This window comes from Streptomyces aurantiogriseus, assembly GCF_014649375.1.
Classification (GTDB): Bacteria; Actinomycetota; Actinomycetes; order Streptomycetales; family Streptomycetaceae; genus Streptomyces; species Streptomyces aurantiogriseus.
In genome coordinates this window covers 186,104-201,494 of sequence record NZ_BMSX01000004.1, presented here as the reverse complement: position 1 = coordinate 201,494, position 15,391 = coordinate 186,104, and the positions used below count along the sequence as shown (strand labels likewise).

Genomic DNA, 15,391 nt, shown 5'->3' with positions numbered 1-15,391 from the left:
TGCGCTGAGCGGGCGCAGTCGAAGGACGGCCGGTGAGGGCTCCGTGGGGACGGGGCGCCCTCACCGGCCTCTTTCATGCCCTGCTACGAGTTCCTGCTCTGCTACGAGTTCCTGCTCTGCGACGACTTCATGCCCTGCTACGACGCGGTCAGCCAGCGGTGCAGCGCGGTGTGGACGCTGTGGGGGAGGGAGCTGAGGTGCTCGATGGCCTCCAGATCGCCCGGCATGGGCGCGATACCGGCGATGGTGAGCGCGGCGTGGATCTCCAGACGGCGGACGTCACGCGGATCGAGGACGACGTCGACGCGCTGGGCGGGGTTGGGCGGCGGCAGCAGGAAGTCGTCGTGTGCCTGGGACTGCCGGCCGATCAGGGTGGTGTGGGCCATGGTCAGGCTCCTTCCTCTCATGCACGGGGTGTTCGAACACCGGGGTGCCCGAACTCTGCGTTGCGCTAAGGGACTTCACCGTCGGTGAGCCCGGTTCCGGACGACAGCAGGGACCACCCGGATGCAGCAGTCCGGCGCCGAGCGCTCATATGACCTGCTGAACTGCCCGGGTCCCGTCGTCTGTGACGCACTTTCGGGTGAGGACCCGCACCGGAGCGGGCCGGAAACGGCGGCGGAGCGGCACCCTTGCGCATTCGGCGCATCAATGGACATTGCATGCGAACGTCACTGAAATGTGAAGGATCAGTAACAGAGGGCGCGGATACGGCGAACGGGCCGTGTCGGGTGGTCAGGTGTGGTCCTGCGGCCGACCGGTCGCGACCCGCAACGCCCCACGCAAGGAGACCTTGTGTCCGCTTCCCCTGTTTCCGCCCGCCGTCTGGCCGCCGCCTCGCTCGCGGCCGCCGCCCTGATCGGCGCGGTGGCCCTGCCGGCGTCCGCCGCCGGGCACCCGCGCCCGGACCGGCCCCAGGTGGAGATCAGCGCCGTCCAGTACGACGCGCCGGGCCGTGACACCCGCGCCAACCACTCCCTGAACAAGGAGTGGGTGGAACTCACCAACAACACCCGCCACGCGATCAACCTCGAGGGGTGGACGCTGTCGGACGAGGACGGCCGGAAGTACACCTTCGACCGCTACCGGCTGGCCGCCCGCGCCACCGTCCGCGTCCACACCGGCGAGGGCCGCGACACCCGCTCCGACCTGTACCTGGACCGCAACCGCCATGTGTGGGACAACCACTTCGGCACCGCCACCCTGCGCAACGACCGTCACCGCATCGTCGACGAGGCCTCCTGGGGCGACCGCCACCACGGCGACCGGGACCGCTACCGCGACCGGGACCGCTACCGGGACGGGGACCGCCACCACGGCGGCGACCGCTACCGCGACGGGGACCGCCACCACGGCGGCAACCGCCACCACGACGGCGACCGCCACCACGACGGCAACCGTCACTGACACCGAGCCCGCGTGAACAGCGGCGCGTCCAGCCCTTCCTCCTCCCGGGCCGGGCGCGCCGCTCGTCTATGTCCCGTGCCGCCCCGGCCCGCACAGCACCTCCGCCCACACCGTCTTGCGCGGACACGGCTCCGGTACGACACCCCAGCGGTGGGCCAGGGCGTCCACGAGGAGGAGCCCTCGGCCGGAGTCCGAGTCGGGAGAGGGGCGGTCCAGCCGGGGGAGCCGGTCGCCGAGGGTGTCCGTGACCTCGATACGGAGGGTGTCGGCGATGACGTAGAGCGTCAGCCGGAAGTCCCGCCCCGGGACCCGCCCATGGGTCGCCGCGTTCGCCGCCAGCTCGGCCACGATCAGCGGCGCGGTGTCCAACGGCAGCCCCCACTCCCGGAGTTGCTCGGTCGCGAGCAGGCGCGCCAGACGGGCGCCGCGGGGCGTGGGGGACAACAGGACGCTGAAGTTGCGGAAGTGAGCGCGGAGGTTGTTTTCAGGGGCACGGGTTCCTTGATTCATGTCACTCAGCGTGGCTGCTGTTGCTTACTTGAGTGAGCGGCGACGCCTGTGGGGGACGAGGTCGAGCCGGTTGTCCAGGCGGTAGGACGCCTGCTCAAGGTCTGTCGTGAGGCGGCAGGGATGCGACCGGCCGACCTGGCGGAGACCATGGGGTACGGCGAGGACATGATCCGCAAGATGGAACGAGGGGTGCGCATCCCCCGCCCGGAGTTCCTGGAACGAGCGGACCAGGTCCTCAAGGCGCAGGGGCACCTCAAGGCCTTCATGGAGGACATGAGAAAGGCCAGGTATCCCAAAAGGTGCGGGAACTGGCCGAGTTGGAGGCCCGCGCGGTTGAACTGCTCCATTACCGCAACCACAACATCCACGGCCTGTTGCAGACGCCGGAGTATGCGAAGGCGCTGTTCGAGACCCATCAACCCGCGCTCGCCCCGGACGTGGTGGACAGGGAGACGGCCGCACGCATGTCCCGCAAGGCGGTCTTCGATCGGGAACCCGCTCCGACGCTCGGTTTCGTCCAGGAACAGGTAACGCTCGAAAGGCCGATCGGCGGGAAGATGGTGTTGCGCCGACAACTCGAACACCTCTTGGAGGTAGGGCAGTTGAGGAACGTCACGTTGCAGGTCATGCCGACCGACCGCGAGGACCACGCTGGGATGCAGGGCCTGGTTGACGTGCTGAAGTTCGCCGACGGCACGGCGATCGGACGCTCCGACGGCGCGTTCAACGGCCGCCCGGTCTCGAGCCCCAGGGATCTCCGGATCCTTGAATTGCGCTATGGGATGATCCGAGCGCAGGCTCTCACACCGAGGGAGTCGCAGGCCTTCATCGAGCACATGCTGGGGAGACTATGAGCGCCATGCAACTGCACTGGTTCAAGAGCAGCTATAGCGACAGCAGCGAACCCGGCGACTGCGTCGAAGTGGCCACCACCTCCGCCACCGTCCACATCCGCGACTCCAAGAACCCTGGCCACGGCATGCTCACCGTCTCTCCCGGCGCCTGGGCGGACTTCCTCACGTACGCCGAGAAATGAGGTTGACCCGGCCGTCGGCCGGGTCAACCGCCGATTTCCTCGTCAGGCGAACTGGCCGGGCTGGTAGTCCCCGGCGGGCTGCTGAACGATGACGTTCAGTCGGTTGAAGGCGTTGATGGTGGCGATGGTCGCCACCAGGGCGACGAGCTGCTCCTCGTCGTAGTGCTTGGCGGCGTTCGCCCAGGCCTCGTCGGTGACGCCACCGGCCGCGTCGGCGATACGGGTGCCCTGCTCGGTCAGCTCCAGGGCGGCGCGCTCGGCCTCCGTGAACACCTTGGCCTCCCGCCAGGCGGCGACCAGGTGGAGACGCTGAGCGGTCTCCCCGGCGTGCGCGGCGTCCTTGGTGTGCATGTCGGTGCAGAAGGCGCAGCCGTTGATCTGACTGGCGCGGAGCAGCACCAGTTCCCGGGTCGCGGCCGGCAGCGTCGAGTCCGAGACCACCTTGCCGGCCGAGACGAAGTGCTTCAGGAGCTTGGCGGCGAGCGGGCTCTCGAAGAGGTTCAGGCGGGCTTCCATGACGAACTCCTTTGTCGTTGTCGTGGCTACACCTCATTGACGGATCGGCCCGGCGAGCTGTGACATGGCCAAATGTGACGTGCGTCTCTCACCTGGGCTCGGTGGCCGGCTGGTCTGACGGCGTCGGGCCCGTTCGAATGCGCGCGGCAGGCCTACAGGGGGGAATTGATAGGCCGTCCAGGGAGTGAGCATGGCCCGGGCCATGCCGCACTGGGCTCCGCCGTCGTTCCGGAGGGGAGGCCGGTGAACCCGGCACCCCGAGCCCGCCCGGGAGGAATGGGTGCGCACACACAGGATCAGGATGGCCACACTGGTGGCCTTGGCTGTCGGCGGCCTGGCGTCTGCCAACTGCGGGATCGCCGTTGCCGATGACCCGGACGCCGTCGCAGCGGGTGGCTCGAGTACCGCTGGTGAGCTGTTCCAGCAGAACACCGCACAGGAGAGCTGGCAGAACAACAACTGTGCACAGGAAAACTCCCCTGCCGCAGACCTTGAGTTGACGGACAGCCGGACAAGCGTGCGCTGCGTGACCGACGACGCCTCGTGGAACAAGCACAGCGTGGTCAAGGGGGGTGGGGCGCGCGCCGAGGGCGGCTCCGGCGCCGGCGGTGTGTTCCAGCAGAACACCGCGCAGGAGGGTCGGCAGAACAACCACTGCGCCAACCCCAACGTCAGCAGCGTCACCGCGAGCGATGGTGGGCGGCAGGGGAGCGGGTGTGTGAACAAGGATGCCTCCCGCAACGGGCACAGCGTGGTCAAGGGGGGCGGGGCACACGCCGAGGGCGGCTCCAGCACGAGTGGTGTGGTCCAGCAGAACACCGCGCAGGAGGGGCGGCAGAACAACAACTGCGCCAACCCCAACCGCTCCGACGTCACCGCGAGCGATGGTGGGCGGCAGGGGAGCGGGTGTGTGAACAAGGATGCCTCCCGCACCAGGCACAGCGTGGTCAAGGGGAGCGGGGTGCGCGCCGAGGGCGGCTCCAGCACGGGTGGTGTGGTCCAGCAGAACACCGCGCAGGAGGGGCGGCAGAACAACCACTGCGCCAACCCCAACGTCAGCAGCGTCATCGCGATCGATGGTGGGCGGCAGGGGAGCGGGTGTGTGAACAAGGATGCCTCCCGCACCAGGCACAGCGTGGTCAAGGGGGGCGGGGCGCGTGCCGAGGGCGGCTTCAGCACCAGCAGCGGGTTCCAGCAGAACACCGCGCAGGAGGGTCGGCAGAACAACAACTGCGCCAACCCCGACGGCCCCAGCGTCATCGCGATCGATGGTGGGCGGCAGGGGAGCGGGTGTGTGAACAAGGATGCCTCCCGCAACAGGCACAGCGTGGTCAAGGGGGGCGGGGCGCGCGCCGAGGGCGGCTCCAGCACCAGCAGCGTGGCCCAGCAGAACACGGCACAGGAGGGGCGGCAGAACAACAACTGCGCCAACCCCAACTTCTCCCCCGTCGGCGCGAGTGGTGGTGGGCGGCAGGAGAGCGGGTGTGTGAACAAGGATGCCTCCCGCACCAGGCACAGCGTGGTCAAGGGGGGCGGGGCGCGTGCCGAGGGCGGCTCCAGCACCAGCAGCGGGTTCCAGCAGAACACCGCGCAGGAGGGTCGGCAGAACAACAACTGCGCCAACCCCAACCGCTCCGCCGTCGGCGCGAGTGGTGGTGGGCGGCAGGAGAGCGGGTGTGTGAACAAGGACGCCTCCCGCACCAAGCACAGCCTGGTCAAGGGCGGCGAAGCTCACGCCGAAGGCGGCTCCAGCACCGGCGGCAGCGTGTTCCAGCAGAACACGGCGCAGGAGGGGCGGTAGAACAACAACTGCGCCAACCTCAATGACTCGGACATCGACCTGACGGACAGCCGGTCGGAGATCGGGTGTGCGACGGTCGATGAGTCCACGAACGTGGGAACGAGGGAGATCGGCCACGGCGCGAAGGCGGAGGGCGGCTCCAGCGCGATGGGTCTGTCTCAGCAGAACACCGCACAGTCGGGCCGGCAGAACAACAACTGCGGCAACCCCAATGATCTGACGGTCACCGCCACCGGCAGCCGCCGACAGGTCCAGTGCACGGCCGTCAACCGGTCCACCAACATCGGCACCGTCTACCACTAGAAACCGCTCACCACACCTGGGAGCGCATCCGCCTCCGGCCCCGCCCGGCCAGTTCCCCGGGCGGGGCCGGAGGCGGCCAACGGGAGAGAACGACCTCTCAAGGATCCGGCAGAGGAGCCCACTCCGAGAAGCGGTCGACAACCCACTCGCCCGCTCCCTGCACCCACCGCTACCGTCCCTGTCCATGACGACGCCCGAAGCCCACCCCCGTTTCTCGGAAGCCCTGCGCGAGCTGGGCCTCGACGACCTGCACACCCGCATCCGCCGCTTCCCCGACGCGACCCGTACCGCCGCCGAGGCCGCCGCCGCGATCGGGTGTGAGCTGAGCCAGATCTGCAAGTCGCTGATCTTCGCGGCGGACGGGGTGCCGGTGCTGGTGCTGATGGACGGGGCGTCCAGGGTCGACGTCGACCTCGTCCGCAAGGAACTCGGCGCGGACAAGGTGACGCGGGCCGCCGCAGACGTCGTACGGGAGACGACGGGGTACGCGATCGGCGGCGTACCGCCCTTCGGGCACCGCACCCGCACCCGCGTCCTGGCCGATCGCAGCCTCCTCGCGCACGACGTCGTCTGGGCCGCCGCGGGCACCCCGCACACCGTCTTCCCCATGGCCCCCGAGGAGCTGGTCGAACACGCCGGCGCGACCCTCGTGGACGTACGCGAGCACACCGTGTGACCCCACTGGTCACCGCGGCCGTCCTGTTCGCCACGTACGCGTTCACCCGCTGGCGCGGCGAAACTTTCACCGTCCTCCGGCCCTGCACCTCGGTGTCGTCCTGCGCCGTGAGTCCTCGGTATGGCCGGGGTCGTGGTCGGCCCGCGTCGGGCTGGTCACCCGCAGGTGTACGCCGGTTGATCGTGCACGGCTGAGCGCTCCGATGCCCGAGCCTGCAATGCAACTCAGCTCCGGCTTCGTTCGAAGGTCAGCCGAGCGTGAGCCATTGCAGACCGAGCCGCTCGACCTGGACGGCTTCCTGGCCTTCCAACGGTTCTCGCCCGGAGGCTTTGCGCACAAGCCTCGCAGTGTCCCAGCCGAGCTCACGCGCCATGTCTGCTGGGTCCGGGCCCCCGAGCAGCCCCGCTATCAGCTCCCCAGCAGCATGGGTCAGCCAAGGCTCCTGCTCGAGTGCGTCCGCCAGGTCCAGGCCGTGGACGGCGACTTCGACCAGGCGGGTCAGCAGAAACTCGGACAGCAGCATGGCGTCCCCGTGGCGAGTGCGCACCACTCGTCCGTGCGGCTGGGCCTGGCACAGCCGGTCCACCTGCTGCCACAAGGCAGCGAAGTCCTTCACCAGGGCGGCACCGCGCACCGGGGCCGCTGCATGCTGCTGGGCAAGCTCGATGCGGGCCGCATTGGTCTGCGGTGCGAAGCGGTCGTCCGGTCGGTAGTACTCCGCCGCGGAAATCTCGGCATGTGGCGGCGCCGGCGCTGCCAGCATCACCGGAAGCCATCCGACCACAACGTGGATGTGACTCAGTAGCTCCCGTACTCGCCACGGCTCGCAACGAGTCGGGCGCTCCCAGTCCTTTTCCGACAGATCGGAGAGGCCGCGGACGAGCGCGCCGACCTCGCCTTCAAGAGTCTGCATCACCTGAGCTTGATCCATTGGATCAAGCTACCGATCAGGCGTCTCGGCAACGAGAATGATGTCAGTCAATCTGGGGCTCGAATTCAAGAAGCGGAAACAGTCGACGGCAATGTCGGCCAGATGCTGTTTGAGAACTGGCCGTATGCCCTCCGCCGGGTTCAACTCCGGCGTCCAGGAGGGCATCAAGGGCGTTCATGGGCTCACGGAATCCACGAGGTCAACCTGAACACCTCGGCAGCCTATGGTGCTCGTGCAGGGACACGAGCACCATGGGCTCTCAGTCGTCAACTACTGGAGACCTGGGCCGGGTCAGGCTCGTTGAAGATCGTGGTGGTTCCGGGAGAGCAGATAGACGCGTTCGAGTTGACTCCCTGCGGCTGGGTGGCGGCCGACACGAAGAACGGAGGATCCACGAGGATGGCCAGGGTCGAGAAACCCTCGCTGGGGGTTGTGGAGTTTACGTCACCGCCTACATAGCAGTTGTACTCGATGTTGTAGACAACGCTCGGCTTCTTGCCGTGGTCGTCCTCACCGTCGTGGCCCTGTGCCTGGGCAGTCCCCATCCCGGCGAGGCCGACGCTACCGACCGTGGCCGCGACAACAGCGACCTTCTGGAACTTACGCATTGCTTCTCCGTTCCTCTGTGCGATGCAGTCCGCGACGGGCCGCATCGACGGACACAGACGGTAAGTGACGCGCGGTATCCATGGCCAACCCAAAGTCCCAATGGCGCTTATCTCCACACCTCTGCCACGCTGAAAGCTATGATTTTTTAAACCGAAATACGTTATGCGGCGCTGACGTTTCCTCAGCGACGGTTACTGGTTCTCCGCACTCGAGCAGGGCGCGGTGAGCCGGGGCTCTTCGGAGTCGTCACCACCCGCCGCCCCTTCGCCGCCCTCGGCCTGCTGGGCGCAGCCCTCTTCGTCACCGTCCTGAGTCAGGGCCGCACACCGATGCCGCCCTGCTGCTCATCACCGACGCGTCATCGGCTTCGCGACGCCTATGGGTGCGCCCGGGGTCGTGTCCGGTCTGGGTCGGGTGGCGGGGCACCCTGTGGGCACTTACGGTGACACTGTGGATCCTCTAGGTAATCATGGAGGTCGCGGTGAGCACTCATAAGGAGACCTCGAAGCCGAGTCTCCCGCGGTTCGAGGAGGCCGAACCTCTCGGACCGCAGGACGCGGTATTCGTCCAGGAGTTGGTCGCGGTCCTGGAAAGGCACGGCAACCTCGAGCGCTTCGGCCTGTGCCTGCTGCACGACCATTTTCCTCTGGCTGAGGGCGAGATCCTGGCCGAGACGACCGATGCAGAGACACGCACCCTCCACACCCGCGTGGAGAAGGTGAACCGGACCAAGCACAGCAAGCCCACCCAGTGGCGGTTTCTCCCCGGCGTCGACCACTCACGCCGCGTCGAGTTCGCCGACGACCCCTATGAGGTCGTCCTGGTGTGCGACCCCTACAGCGGATGTCCGCCGCAGAAATGAGGTTCCTTGCGTGGCGGTGGATCCTGCTCGCCATCGCCACGCTCGGGTGCTGGGCAGTCCTACCGGTTGAGGCGCATGCCGTCGATGCAAGTAAGTGCCCGACAATCGGCGAACCGCATAAGATAAACGTCACTGCCGAGCTTTCCTTCAGTCGAAAGCATACCGAATTCGTCAAGGCGCTACAGGTGACCACCATCAAGGTGCCGAAACAAAAGAACGAGGATGCAGACGACCTGACACTCAGTCCAGATGTGCCCAGTTACCGTCGTGCGCTCCACTGTCTGCTGCTCGGGAGAAACTCATCCCAGGATATCGACCTCAACACGTGGTACCCGGAGTGGCCGTCGACCGTCGACCAGCCGTCCACAGAAAAAGACGCGGTCGTGGTGAAGTATGAATCATGGAATCTCATCCGCTCGGCCGGCATGTTCGAAGTAGGTCCATGGACGGTCAAGGTCGGGACCAAGGGCTGGAAAGTCACCCTCCATCCATCGGGCGCTCTGGCCAAATCCACGTGGCAGCGGATCGAGGTCGATCCAGGCGGTCTGAAAATCAGCGATGTGCCCGATGTGCCCGAAGTCTCGATCGCCGATAAAGACAGCAGGGTGTGGAGCGGATACAAGCCGGAATCCGAAAAGGCGATTTACGTCACCATGGCGCCGCCAAAGGATCTTGCCAGGCAGGGCCGCGCTTCGTGGATCCGTTCTCTGGGTGTCGTCTCCTGGTGGATCGCCGCCTCCATCGTGATCGCCGCGTCAGCATGGCCGCTCCGCAGAAAGACCGATTTGGCCTACACGGCTTTGCAGTGGGCAGGGGTGAGTGCGGCCCTCGGTCTCACATTGCTGCTGTTGCTTCAACCCTCTCCTCGCGTGAACCCTTGGCGCGCGTTCATCGGCATCTCGTCGGGTTTCACTCTCGTGCTCCTCGCGCGGCCATGGCTTCCGTTGAAGCAGGGCTCCGACGGCCATCACAGAGGAATGAGGAACCGCAAGGCGGTCGCTTGCGTTTTCGCGGGGGTGGCGGCAGTGACCGGTCTGCTGGTGATCGTGTCCCCTCACCTCTTCGGCCTCCCGACCAATCTGATGCCGAAAGCCTCGCCGCCGACTTCAGGAATTGTCGGACTGGCTCTGCTGGACTTCTCCATGCTGTGGCTATGGCTGACCGCGATCGTTGCTTGGGCGTGGCGTTTCGCACGGGAAGGGAAGTTGGGCGAACCCGCGGGTGAAGGCCGACCTGAGCGTCCCGAGTCCTCGGGCGTAAGCCCGGCCGCGCCTCTCCTCCGCCCTGTCGTCGTGGTCGGGGTGGCACTGGCTGTCGTCGCAGCTGTGGTGGTGGCGTGCCGTGTTTTCTCTTTCCACAAGAAGTGGGAACGCGCCGACTGGATGGGGGACGCCGGCTCTGTTTTCGGCATCGATTACAGGAGCGCCCTGAGTCAGCAACTCGCGGACTTCGCATTCATGGGTCCTCAGTGGATATACACCTACACGTGGGTACTGGCCGGGATCGCACTGGTGGCGCTCCTCCACAGCAAATCCCGGACCGGACCGGAGACGTCCCTGGGACCGGAGGGGGTGGATCTGCTGCTGGTGACCGCCGTCTTCGCCATCGTCGTGGTGAGGGCTGTCCCGTTCGCGGGAAGCGTGGCGGCGGTGTACGGCCTCTGGCTGCCTCTGAATATGGTCGCACTCTACGCCGTGGTGAAGGCGGGGCGTCGATGGTCGGTACTGAGCCGGGTGGACCGGAAAGCAGAGACACCTTGCGTCGTAGCAGAACTGAGCGACCCGGCGAAGCACGATCAGCTGATGGATGATGCCCGCCGCTGCCGCGATCTTCTCCACCGGCTTCACCTCGTTGATCACGCGGGCGCAGAGGAAACCGGGAGAAGCAGCCTGGAGGAACAACTCCACTCGCTGCACCGCTGGCGGCCCACCGGATGTCGCCACGCCTGCCTACCGGACCCGGTGTCCGTGGTCGATGTCGCCCTCAGCTGGGGACCGCAGCCGCGTTGGTGGGGGAACGCGCTCAACGCCGCCCGCTGGGCTTCCCTCTTCGGCATTCTCCCCAGCGTAGTCACCGCCTGGTACCAGCATGTGCATGGCGACAAGCGCTGGGAATTCACAGTCGACCTGCCCACAGGCATTCCTGATGCGGTCGGGTCGTTCCTGACGCGGGAGATCTCCTTCGCCGGTGCGGGACTTGTCCTTGGTGCGCTGTGGCGTGTGCTGCCCGGAGAGCGTGGCCCCATGCGAGCTTTGAACCTGTTCATCGCCTGGCTCGTGCCCATCATTGTCGTTGCCGCGCTCAACCACAGCATCGGCCTCAAACAGCTGGGCCTGGCGACCCTGAACGTCATCCTGATGCTCATTGTGCTGACCCTGACGAGCATGTGGGTGGACACCGACACGTTCCGTCGTGAACGGCCCTACTGGACAAAACGCTTCGGCCTGCTGAAATCGATCTACCAGGTGCAGGGGCTGTCCGGGCAGCTCGCCTTCCTGATCACGCAGTTGGCGGCTGCGGCAGGTATCTGGCAAGCGATCGCCACCAAGTGACCGCCGGCCAGACCGCCCGTCGCGCGCCGGTCACGGCTGACACCGGCTGGTCTGCGCTCCGGCGGTCGGACGAGGACTCGGGCACGGCGGCCCTGGGGGAGGGGCTGGACAGGACGCTCACGACGCGGGGCGCGAAACCGTACACCTTCGACGTCGCCTACCAGACCCCGGCGCCGCACACGCTCACCCTGATTCTGGTACGGGGTGAGACGGCGAGCGAATGGGAGGTGGAGTGCGGCGACCGCGAGGCGGAGCAGTTCAACCTCCCGGCCGGCGGCTCCTTCAGCGCCCGGATCGCCCCGCCGAACCGGGACGCCGACGGACTCGTCCTCTGGCGACTCAGCACCGTCGCCCCCGAGGACGTACAGGACTGCGAGGACGACATCACGGGGTGCGAGAGCTGACCGTCATCGTCGAGCGAAGGAGATCCCCGTCGCGGCGCGGCTACGGCCGCGCGTACGGCCGCGTCATGATCTCCATGTTGTGGCCGTCGGGGTCGTCGAAGTACGCGCCCCGGCCGCCGAAGAGCCGGTTGATCCGGCCGGGTTCGGTGTGCTGGGGATCGGCGTAGTACGTGACGCCGACGGCCTCCAGACGGTCGATCATCGCGTCGAACTGCTCCTCCGGCACGAGGAACGCGTAGTGCTGGGACTGGATCGGCTCGTCCCGCTTCTCGTAGAAGTCGAGCGTGACGCCGTTGCCGAGGTCGACCGGCAGGAACGGGCCGAAGGGGGCGCCGACCGGCAGTCCCAGGATCGCGGCGAGGAACTCGGCCGAGAGCCGCCGGTCGCGGGCGAGTACGGCGGTGTGGTTGAGCTGGGGGAGAGGCGTCTGGTCAGGCATGGGGTGTGGATGTCTCCGGGTCTCGGTGTCCTGTGCGGAAGAGATCGAGGAACACGGAGATCACGGCGGGCCCCGCGCCCGCCTCGCGCTCACGCCGAGGCCGGGAGCCCCACTCGTGCATGGCCCATGGCCGACCCGGCTACCCGGCCGACGGTACTGGTCCGCCGCAGGCCGCCGCAATCAAGATCTCGGCCATCACGGGACCGACGGGAGGGCCTACGACGTCTTGACGACTTTCGATCCGCGTGGGTGCGTCCGCCCGCCCGAAGGAGCACCCTGGAATCAGATGTTCCGGAGGTGATCGTCATGATGCACACCACTGTGGGATGGCATGTCGAGCTGGAATTCGAGGAGGACGACACGCACACGCGCGCGGCAGCGCTGGTGCGCTTGCCCGACGGGACCGAGGTCCGGGCCCATGGGCACGCCAGCCGCCACCGCGTCGACGCCAACCAGCCAAGGGTCGGCGAGGAGATAGCGGGCGCTCGGGCGCTGAACGAGCTCGCCATGCAGCTCCTCACCAAGGCCCACACGGAGATCGACGAGGCGTCGGGGCGTACGTCGCACCCGATCCACGTCTGATCACGGCTGAATCGAGGGCTGAATCGAGGGCTGGGTCGACGCTGATCGACGTCTGATCACACTGGATCGACGTCTGATCCGCGTCCGATCCGCGTCCGATCCGCGTCCGATCCGCGTCTGATTCACGTCGGATCAGCGACTGAGCCTCGTCCGGTCAGCGTCTGGTCCACGTCTCCGGGTGGTCCTGGTCGTGGGCTGAGCCGTCCTGGCGGTTCAGCCCACGATCGCCGTCCGCACCGCCCGCACCAACGCCTGCGCCCGCGGGTCCGCCGTCACGCTCGAACGGAACCCGTTGGTCACGTACCCGAAGGCGATGCCCGACTCCGGGTCGGCGAAGCCGAGGGCGCCGCCACGGCCCGGGTGACCGAAGGAGGTGGGGGACAGGAGCGGCGACGCGGCGCCGTGCAGCATGTAGCCGAGGCCGAAGCGGGTCTGCACGACCAGGACGCGGTCCGCCCCCGCCGAACGCTCGCCACGCGCCAGCTCGACCGTCTCGGGCGTGAAGAGGCGTGTGCCGCCGTCCACCCCGCCGATCAGCGACGCGTAGAAACGGGCCAGGCCGTCCGCCGTGGCGATCCCGTTGGAGGCGGGCAGCGCGGCGGCCCGGTAGGCGGGGTCGTTCTCGTCGGGCATCGGCGTGATCGCGGCGAACGCGCGCCGGGTGAGGGAGGCGGGGTCGGCGTACGCGTCGGCGACGGCCCGCTTGGGCCGCGTCCTCAACGCCCCGGCCTGCGCGGGCGTCTCGACCTGCCCGACCCGCCCCACGCGCGCGGCCTGCTCCGCCGGAAGCCCGAGCCACAGCTGTGCCCCGACCGGCCCGGCGATCTCCTCCGCGATCCACGCGCCGATCGTCCGCCCGGTGACCCTGCGCACCAGCTCCCCGGTCAGCCAGCTGTACGTCTGCGCGTGGTACCCGTGGTCCGTCCCCGGCTCCCACACCGGTGTCTGCGCCGCCACCGCCGCCGCACCGAGCTCCGGGTCGGCGGCCTCCGCGGGCGTCAACGGCCGGTCCAGCACGGGCACCCCCGCACGATGCGCGAGCAGATCCCGTACGACCGTCCGCTCCTTGCCGGCCGCCTTGTACTCCGGCCAGTACGCCCCCACCGGCGCGTCCGGATCCAGCTCCCCGCGCTGCACCAGCAGCAGGAGTACGGCCGCGGCGACCCCCTTCGTCGCCGACCGCACGATCTGCGCGGTGTCCCGCTCCCAGGGCGCCCCGCCGTCCACGTCCCGGCTGCCGCCCCACAGGTCGACGACCCTGCGCCCGTCCCGGTAGACGGTCACCGCCGCACCCCGGTCCCCGAGCACCTCGAAGTTCCGTACGAACGCCTCCCTGACCGGCTCGAAGCCCGCGGCCACCGCACCGTTCACGTCCACGCCCTACGTCCTTTCGGCTCGCCTTCGACCGTGGGGAGAACACCCGCCCGCAGCCTGCGATTCCTGCGTCCCGCTAGCCGAGAAGGATCGTTACGTCGATGTTGCCGCGCGTCGCGTTCGAGTAGGGGCACACCTCGTGCGCCGCGTTCACCAGTTTCGTGGCGAGGTCGGCGTCGAGCACGGGCAGCGACACGCTGAGGGCGACCGCGAGGCCGTAGCCCTTGGACTTGTTCGGCCCGATCCCGACCTTCGCGGCGACCGTCGAGCCGGTCAGGTCGTAGCCCGCGCGGTTGCCGACCAGGATCAGCGCGTTGTGGAAGCAGGAGCTGTAGCCGGCGGCGAACAGCTGCTCCGGGTTCGTGCCGTTCCCGTCGCCGCCCAGCTCCGGCGGCATCGCCACCTTCAGCTCGATCTGGCCGTCCTGACTGGTCACATACCCGTCCCGACCACCGTGCGCGGTCGCCTCGGCGACGTACATGATCTTCGTCGGACGGGTGTCGACAGTGCCGGCGCCGGCGTCGTCCTCGGTCACGGCGGGCCCTCCCCCAGAGGATGGTGCGATTACATCGTGCACAAGGTACCGGCCGGTAGGGGAGCGCTCGCTTACCAGGGGGTGGCAACCGCGGGTAACACGACGTCAGGGTGACGTCAGGGCGGATCGGCCGGCCGGGCGGACCGCGTAGTCGGCGAGGGAGGGCTCCAGGGCGCCGAAGGCGATGCGGGCGTAGTCGGTGACGATCTGCGCGATCTCGTCGTTGGGGCGTCCGTCCAGGGTCAGGCGCAGGGTCTCCTCGAACAACAGGCGATGGACGGCGCCCAGTTGGGCCGCGGCGACGCGGGGGCGGATGTCGTCCGGGGCGGCGCCGGTCTCCTCGGTGAGGACGCGGGCCATGGCCCTCTCCCGGTCGTCGTGGAAGTCGCGCAGGCGAGTCACCAGGGCGTGGCTGCCGGTGATCATGCGGGCGAACTCCGGGCCCGAGAAGCCGATGACCGGGTCCTGCTCGGCCGCCGAAGCCAGGTAGGCGCGACGCAGCGCGGCCAGTGCGGACTCGCCCGGGGCGCGCTCGCGGATCGTCGTGGCCGGCATCTCGACGAAGACGTCCGCCAGGTCCAGCGCGAGGTCCTCCTTGCGCGGGAAGTAGTTGGTGACGGTCATCTTGGCCACCTGCGCGGCCGTCGCCACCTCCGCGATCGTCACGTTGTCGAAGCCCCGCTCCAGGAACAGCCTGGTGGCCTGGCGCGAGATGTTCTCCCTGGTCTGCTGCTTCTTCAGGGCTCTCAGGCTCGTCGTCTGCCCGCTCATGCTTCCACTATATCTAGGTCGCACCCAAAAAAGTGCTTGACATATTTCTAGGTCGGACATAAGTTTGTACCCGTGTCGAGGGC

The 15,391-nt window shown here is 67.9% G+C and carries 18 protein-coding genes and 1 pseudogene; 10 read left to right on the top strand and 9 right to left on the bottom strand.

Annotation, left to right across the window (positions count from 1 at the left end):
• Nucleotides 1–137: 137 nt before the first annotated feature.
• The gene (locus IE263_RS10395) at nt 138–386 is read right to left on the bottom strand and encodes a hypothetical protein (RefSeq protein WP_189934675.1); all 249 of its coding nucleotides are present in this window, start codon (nt 384–386) and stop codon (nt 138–140) included.
• Nucleotides 387–795: 409 nt separating this feature from the next.
• Between IE263_RS10395 and IE263_RS10390 the strand changes: the two genes are divergently transcribed.
• A complete protein-coding gene (locus IE263_RS10390) occupies nt 796–1,407 on the top strand; it encodes a lamin tail domain-containing protein (protein ID WP_189934674.1) in 612 nt (203 codons plus the stop codon).
• Between the two features lie 66 nt (nt 1,408–1,473).
• Here IE263_RS10390 and IE263_RS10385 read toward each other — a convergent pair whose 3' ends face one another.
• Nucleotides 1,474–1,917, bottom strand: coding sequence for an ATP-binding protein (locus IE263_RS10385; RefSeq protein ID WP_189934672.1), 444 nt, complete (start codon nt 1,915–1,917; stop codon nt 1,474–1,476).
• A gap of 48 nt (nt 1,918–1,965) precedes the next feature.
• Between IE263_RS10385 and IE263_RS10380 the strand changes: the two are divergent.
• A pseudogene (locus IE263_RS10380) lies at nt 1,966–2,771 on the top strand (helix-turn-helix domain-containing protein).
• Nucleotides 2,768–2,953: a DUF397 domain-containing protein gene (locus IE263_RS10375; RefSeq protein WP_189934670.1), complete on the top strand. Its 186-nt coding sequence runs from the start codon at nt 2,768–2,770 to the stop codon at nt 2,951–2,953. The pseudogene IE263_RS10380 and the gene IE263_RS10375 overlap by 4 nt, the downstream one beginning before the upstream one ends.
• 42 nt (nt 2,954–2,995) lie before the next feature.
• On the opposite strand, the gene IE263_RS10370 is transcribed toward IE263_RS10375, so the two are convergent.
• Nucleotides 2,996–3,469 carry a carboxymuconolactone decarboxylase family protein gene (locus IE263_RS10370; RefSeq protein WP_189934668.1) on the bottom strand — a complete coding sequence of 158 codons (474 nt, stop codon included), beginning with the start codon at nt 3,467–3,469 and terminating at the stop codon, nt 2,996–2,998.
• A gap of 526 nt (nt 3,470–3,995) precedes the next feature.
• Here IE263_RS10370 and IE263_RS10365 point away from each other — a divergent pair.
• The 3 genes from IE263_RS10365 (at nt 3,996) to IE263_RS10355 (ending at nt 6,249) form a co-directional block, all read left to right on the top strand.
• Nucleotides 3,996–5,270 (top strand): hypothetical protein, encoded by a 1,275-nt coding sequence (locus tag IE263_RS10365; protein ID WP_189934666.1) that lies wholly within the window; start codon nt 3,996–3,998, stop codon nt 5,268–5,270.
• 93 nt (nt 5,271–5,363) lie between these two features.
• The gene (locus tag IE263_RS10360) at nt 5,364–5,573 is read left to right on the top strand and encodes a hypothetical protein (protein WP_189934664.1); all 210 of its coding nucleotides are present in this window, start codon (nt 5,364–5,366) and stop codon (nt 5,571–5,573) included.
• Between the two features lie 184 nt (nt 5,574–5,757).
• Entirely contained in the window at nt 5,758–6,249 is a 492-nt protein-coding gene (locus tag IE263_RS10355) for a YbaK/EbsC family protein (protein ID WP_189934662.1), read from the top strand.
• A gap of 247 nt (nt 6,250–6,496) precedes the next feature.
• Here the strand turns inward: IE263_RS10355 and IE263_RS10350 are convergent, their stop codons facing one another.
• Both IE263_RS10350 and IE263_RS10345 read right to left on the bottom strand, forming a co-directional pair.
• Nucleotides 6,497–7,180 (bottom strand): maleylpyruvate isomerase N-terminal domain-containing protein, encoded by a 684-nt coding sequence (locus tag IE263_RS10350; RefSeq protein ID WP_229910886.1) that lies wholly within the window; start codon nt 7,178–7,180, stop codon nt 6,497–6,499.
• A 266-nt stretch (nt 7,181–7,446) separates the two neighbouring features.
• On the bottom strand, nt 7,447–7,788 hold the full coding sequence (locus IE263_RS10345) for a hypothetical protein (protein WP_189934660.1): 342 nt from the start codon (nt 7,786–7,788) through the stop codon (nt 7,447–7,449).
• A gap of 482 nt (nt 7,789–8,270) precedes the next feature.
• Between IE263_RS10345 and IE263_RS10340 the strand changes: the two genes are divergently transcribed.
• The 3 genes from IE263_RS10340 to IE263_RS10330 are packed head-to-tail and all read left to right on the top strand — an operon-like array spanning nt 8,271 to nt 11,607.
• Nucleotides 8,271–8,651 (top strand): hypothetical protein, encoded by a 381-nt coding sequence (locus IE263_RS10340; protein ID WP_189934659.1) that lies wholly within the window; start codon nt 8,271–8,273, stop codon nt 8,649–8,651.
• Nucleotides 8,633–11,203: a DUF6185 family protein gene (locus IE263_RS10335; RefSeq protein ID WP_189934657.1), complete on the top strand. Its 2,571-nt coding sequence runs from the start codon at nt 8,633–8,635 to the stop codon at nt 11,201–11,203. The genes IE263_RS10340 and IE263_RS10335 overlap by 19 nt, the downstream gene beginning before the upstream one ends.
• The gene (locus tag IE263_RS10330; protein WP_189934655.1) at nt 11,200–11,607 is read left to right on the top strand and encodes a hypothetical protein; all 408 of its coding nucleotides are present in this window, start codon (nt 11,200–11,202) and stop codon (nt 11,605–11,607) included. The genes IE263_RS10335 and IE263_RS10330 overlap by 4 nt, the downstream gene beginning before the upstream one ends.
• A gap of 40 nt (nt 11,608–11,647) precedes the next feature.
• Here the strand turns inward: IE263_RS10330 and IE263_RS10325 are convergent, their stop codons facing one another.
• Nucleotides 11,648–12,046 carry a VOC family protein gene (locus IE263_RS10325; protein WP_189934653.1) on the bottom strand — a complete coding sequence of 133 codons (399 nt, stop codon included), beginning with the start codon at nt 12,044–12,046 and terminating at the stop codon, nt 11,648–11,650.
• Between the two features lie 306 nt (nt 12,047–12,352).
• Here IE263_RS10325 and IE263_RS10320 point away from each other — a divergent pair, with 306 nt between their 5' ends.
• On the top strand, nt 12,353–12,628 hold the full coding sequence (locus IE263_RS10320; RefSeq protein WP_189934651.1) for a DUF1876 domain-containing protein: 276 nt from the start codon (nt 12,353–12,355) through the stop codon (nt 12,626–12,628).
• Between the two features lie 213 nt (nt 12,629–12,841).
• Here IE263_RS10320 and IE263_RS10315 read toward each other — a convergent pair whose 3' ends face one another.
• The 3 genes from IE263_RS10315 to IE263_RS10305 all read right to left on the bottom strand — a co-directional run bounded on the left by IE263_RS10315 (nt 12,842) and on the right by IE263_RS10305 (nt 15,308).
• Complete coding sequence (locus IE263_RS10315; RefSeq protein WP_189934649.1) at nt 12,842–14,005, bottom strand: serine hydrolase domain-containing protein; 1,164 nt, start codon at nt 14,003–14,005, stop codon at nt 12,842–12,844.
• Between the two features lie 73 nt (nt 14,006–14,078).
• Nucleotides 14,079–14,483: an organic hydroperoxide resistance protein gene (locus IE263_RS10310; protein WP_189935334.1), complete on the bottom strand. Its 405-nt coding sequence runs from the start codon at nt 14,481–14,483 to the stop codon at nt 14,079–14,081.
• 159 nt (nt 14,484–14,642) lie between these two features.
• Nucleotides 14,643–15,308 carry a TetR/AcrR family transcriptional regulator gene (locus IE263_RS10305; protein WP_189934647.1) on the bottom strand — a complete coding sequence of 222 codons (666 nt, stop codon included), beginning with the start codon at nt 15,306–15,308 and terminating at the stop codon, nt 14,643–14,645.
• Between the last annotated feature and the right edge of the window lie 83 nt (nt 15,309–15,391).